Below are 4,402 nucleotides of genomic sequence, written 5' to 3'. Positions count from 1 at the left end.
CTTACCATTACGTATTATTAATCTTGCTGAACGACCCATCCTTCCGTCATTGATCAAGGACGCCCTAATGGCTAAATCCTCTCCTTTTGCGCTAATCGTGGTTGCGGTAGGGGGAGCTGTTGTCGGCTTTTTAGCTGCACAGACGCTCTCTTCCGATGCATCTTCCTCTTCCTCGGTGGCGTCTCAAACCGCCGAACAAACTGCACTGGCGGGGCTGGATAGCATTACGCTTGGCGAGCAACTGCGTGGGGAAATTACGGCCAGTGACCTGCTTAATGGCAATGATGGAAGCCGCTACGACCGCTACATGATGACGCTTGATGAGAGTGATCTGGTTGAGTTTAGTTTGCGCGGTGCCCTGAATGGCATCGTAGCGCTTTATGATGATCAGCTTCAGCTGTTGAGCGTAGCGCCTACTGCACGCCACCGTATTGAGCAAGCGGGCGATTACATGGTGGTGGTCAGCGGTGCTGATAGCAACAGTTACGGCCCTTATACGTTGAACAGCCGAGTGGTTGAACTAAGCGATAGCACGGTATTGACCCTTGATGCTCCACTGGACAGCTGGTTGGATGGCACTTCTAGTGAGTATACGCTGACCATCGAAGAAGCGGGCATGTATCAGTTGGAAATGCGTTCCGATGAATTTGATGCGTATCTTGAGCTTAGCGGGCCAAATGGCTATTTCCGAGAGGACGACGATAGCGCGGGTAATTTGGACGCCCGAATTTCAGACTTCCTAGTGCCGGGTGACTACACCGTAACGGCGCGCACACCTTATGACGAAGGTGCTGGCCTTTTCACGCTGACTGCTGAGTCGCGCGAGTTACCCGGCGATGGCGAGCTGCGCAACGACGGCAGCATTGTGCCCAACGACTCATTAAATGGTTTGTATAGCGGCCAGAATCTTAGCTATCAGGTTGAAATTGAAGAAGCGGGCATGTACCAGATTGACATGATGTCGGATGATATTGATGCTTATCTAGTGCTCGAAGGTCCTGATGGCTATTACCGTGAAAATGACGATGGCGGCGATAACCTGAATGCCCGTATTGCTGATTTTTTTGAGCCCGGTACTTATCAGTTAACGGCGCGTACTGCTTATGGCAGTGATAGCGGTTTATTCAGAATTACCTTGGCACCGCAAGAGCTACCTGAAGGGGTCGAGCTGCGTAACAGCGGTGCAATCACGCTTGGTGAAACGTTAAACGGTTGGTATACCGGTGAGTCACTGGTGTACGAGCTTGAGCTAGCCGAAAGCTCATTAGTCACCATTGGTATGCGCTCCAGCGACTTTGATGCTTATCTGGAACTTGAGGGCGAAGGTGTCGCTGTTAGTGATGACGATGGTGGTGCCGGTACCAATGCGCAACTGCAACAGCAATTGCTGCCGGGTACCTATACGGTCATTGCACGTGGCTTTAGCACGGCGAGCAGCGGGTTGTTTGAACTTGACGTAACCGCTGAGCCGGCGCAAATGCAGCCCAATATGTAACTGATTACGCTATTTTAAGCTGTTGTTTCTCTTCTTGGTGGGCAAGGGCGCTTAAGTATGACTAGACTCAACTTGGCGCCCGACAAAATGCCTTACATGGAGATAAAATATGCTTCGTTGGAAAATGAGTGTATGTCCCGCTGCGGTTCTGCTGCTTAGTGTCTGCCAATCAGCTAATGCTGAAACGGCCGATACCAGCGCCCTCGCATACCAGCCATTGGATAAGCAGTATTCATCTCCTGATTGTCAGGATGAGCACTGTTCAACGGTAAAGATCTCTGCATTAACGTTTCCTGATAACTCCGCATTAACAGAGCAGGTGCAAGAACGCCTGCTTGCGCTTGCCTTGGGTATCACCGATGGCGACGACACGCCCGCTGACGACTGGGATCACTTCGCGGATGAGTTTTTTCATCGTGCTGAAGAGGACAATACCAGGCTGCCTCACCCGATGGCGAGTGAAGCACAGCTGAGTGCCAGCGTGTTTTCCCGTCAGAACGACCTTCTGGTGCTTGAACTTGATAGCTATGTGATTTATGCAGGCCAGGCCCACGGTTTACCATCCACGCAGTTCATGGTCATTGATGAGCGTTTGAATGAGGTGGTGACTCTCGATGATATGCTCATGGCTGGCGGTCAGGAGGGTTTTGATGAAGCGTTAGCCGAGGCGCATGAGCGCTGGATGAGTGAGCAGGATGTTGGTGAGGATTTTGCGTCCAGCTGGCCATTTACTGACAGCACCAACGTGGCACCGCTTGAAAAGGAGTGGATGGTAAAATACAACGTGTACGAAATTGCTCCCTATGTGATGGGGCAGCCTGAGTTAACGATCCCTGTTGAGGAATTAAAAGGGATTGTTGAGCCTCGTTATTTAGGCCAATGAGAATCGGTAAGGTAATTGGCTGTTTGGAGAAGTAAACAGCCCGTGCGGGGCAGGAGCTAATCAGTATCTCAATGCTCCTGCTCTGCTGCTTATTCATTAATTAATAAGCAGGCATGGGGATGGCGATGAGTCTCACCGGCCAGCGTTTAAACAGCCCACCACTACCAGCAGCGCCGCAGTGGGTAAGCGCCAATCCAGTACGCTAACGCCCGCAAGTACCAGCAAAAGGCCCGCTAAAATGGGCACGCCATAGGCAAGGCTGCCAACCAGGCTTGCATGCCCCCAGCGCAGGGCTTTATCCCAGGCTACCATGGCGATTCCGTAAGGCCCTAACCCCAACGCAACGCCCGCCAGTAGCGCTTCACTGCTGGGTAGAACCAGCTGGCCTTCCATTCCGATGCTGGCAAGCGTCGCGATGGCGCAGGCAATCAGCAGCAGGCGAGGAAGAAGTGGCGTAATGCACACGGGTGCGGCCTGGCTTAACCATGAATAGAGTGCCCAGCAGCAGGCGGCAAGCAAGGCGAGCCCATAACCCAGCGTTGCTCCCCCCAAACCATTACCTGATGCCTGCGGTACGAGCAGAATGGCAGCCCCTGAAAAGGCAACCAGCGCCCCGGTAATACCGGCCAAGCGTATCCGACCAAAGCGGCTCCACTGGCTTAACAACACAAAAAGTACTGGCCAGGTGTACGTGATAAGCGCAGCCTCGGCCGCAGGCGCAAGGCGCATACCTATAAAGTAAGTGCTTACTGCGCCCAATATCAACAACGGAATACCTACCCAGATGCCTAACTGCCAGTTCAGTTTGCAGTGAGTGGTAGTAACGCGGCGGCTTAGCGGCAGTGTGGCAAATGCGCCAGCTAGCAGTGTTAAAGCGGTTAGCTGCAAGGGCGAAGAAGAGTGAGCACGTTCAGCAAGCAAGGGGGCCACGCTCCACAGGATGACAGCCACTAGCGCGGCGCCAACACTATACCAACGAGGAAACACCACAGGGGAGTGTGTACGTTGCATCAATGATCTCCTTGCCTGGAACATATGCAACGCAGCATACTCGCCAATAACACATCACAATATCAATCTTTTATGATTGTTTTAATCAATTATGGTGATATATGCGGGCGCCAACGTTAGACCTCACGTTGCTACGTACGCTAGTAGCGATTGCCGATACCGGTAGCGTCACGGCGGCGGCTAAACGGCTGGATTACACGCAGTCCACGGTGAGTATGCAGCTTCAGCGTCTGGAGGCTCAGCTGTCGCTCAGCCTGCATGAACGCGATGGGCGACGTATCCGGTTTACACCTGACGGTGAGCGATTACTTACTCACGCTCGGCGTATTCTGGCGCTTAATGACGAAGCATGGGGCGATATGCAGGCCCAGCAGGTAACCGGGGATCTGACGCTGGGAATTCCAGAAGATTACGCATCGCTGTTGCCATCGGTATTTGCTTACTTTCACCAGCTTTATCCAGCGGTGGGGCTAAAGGTTATTTGCGGAACAAGCGCCCACTTGGTTGACCAGGTAAAAGCTGCTGAGCTTGATTTAGCCCTGGTGACGCGCCAACGTAATTCGCCCGGAGGCGATGTTATCCGCCGTGAGCCGCTGGTCTGGGCGGTGGGGGTTAACCAACAGCCGTTACTCAGCGACCCTATCCCGCTGGCGCTTTACTCGCCAGGCGCCGACGTGTTTCGGGAAGTCGCCGAGCAGGCGCTGCATGGCGCCGGGCGTAACTGGCGGGTGGCGTATACCAGCCAGTCGATGGCGGGGTTGGCACCGATTGTCATTGCCGGGCTTGCCGTTGTCGTGGTGACACGCAGCATGTTGACACCTTCACTGCGCCCGCTGGATGAAAGTAGCGGCCTGCCCGCCTTGCCCATGATCGAGCTGGCGCTGCACCGTGCGCCTCATCGGCCATCCGAGCCAGCTCGGCGCTTGGGCGAGTTGATTCGTGAACAGCTAGCGGCCCCCAGCGAGGCGCTATAAGATCAAGTGTAAAGCGTTGAATGATTAATCGACTTAATA

The 4,402-nt window shown here is 53.8% G+C and carries 4 protein-coding genes; 3 read left to right on the top strand and 1 reads right to left on the bottom strand.

Features of this window, described 5'->3' with window-relative positions; genetic code table 11:
• Positions 1-1,495, top strand: a 1,495-nt coding sequence (locus ACT3RQ_RS17590) for a hypothetical protein (RefSeq protein WP_444680984.1), incomplete at its 5' end; no start/stop codon positions are given.
• A 109-nt stretch (positions 1,496-1,604) separates the two neighbouring features.
• A complete protein-coding gene (locus tag ACT3RQ_RS17585) occupies positions 1,605-2,378 on the top strand; it encodes an RsiV family protein (RefSeq protein ID WP_172118103.1) in 774 nt (257 codons plus the stop codon).
• A 132-nt stretch (positions 2,379-2,510) separates the two neighbouring features.
• On the opposite strand, the gene ACT3RQ_RS17580 is transcribed toward ACT3RQ_RS17585, so the two are convergent.
• Positions 2,511-3,389, bottom strand: a complete 879-nt coding sequence (locus ACT3RQ_RS17580; protein WP_444680983.1) for a DMT family transporter — start codon at positions 3,387-3,389, stop codon at positions 2,511-2,513.
• 101 nt (positions 3,390-3,490) lie between these two features.
• Here ACT3RQ_RS17580 and ACT3RQ_RS17575 point away from each other — a divergent pair, with 101 nt between their 5' ends.
• The gene (locus tag ACT3RQ_RS17575) at positions 3,491-4,363 is read left to right on the top strand and encodes a LysR substrate-binding domain-containing protein (protein ID WP_087108193.1); all 873 of its coding nucleotides are present in this window, start codon (positions 3,491-3,493) and stop codon (positions 4,361-4,363) included.
• Positions 4,364-4,402: the final 39 nt, after the last annotated feature.

Source organism: Halomonas sp. AOP43-D1-4, assembly GCF_052446175.1.
Classification (GTDB): Bacteria; Pseudomonadota; Gammaproteobacteria; order Pseudomonadales; family Halomonadaceae; genus Vreelandella; species Vreelandella citrativorans.
The sequence above is the reverse complement of the archived record's forward strand: the minus strand, read 5'-3'. Positions and strand labels throughout refer to the sequence as shown.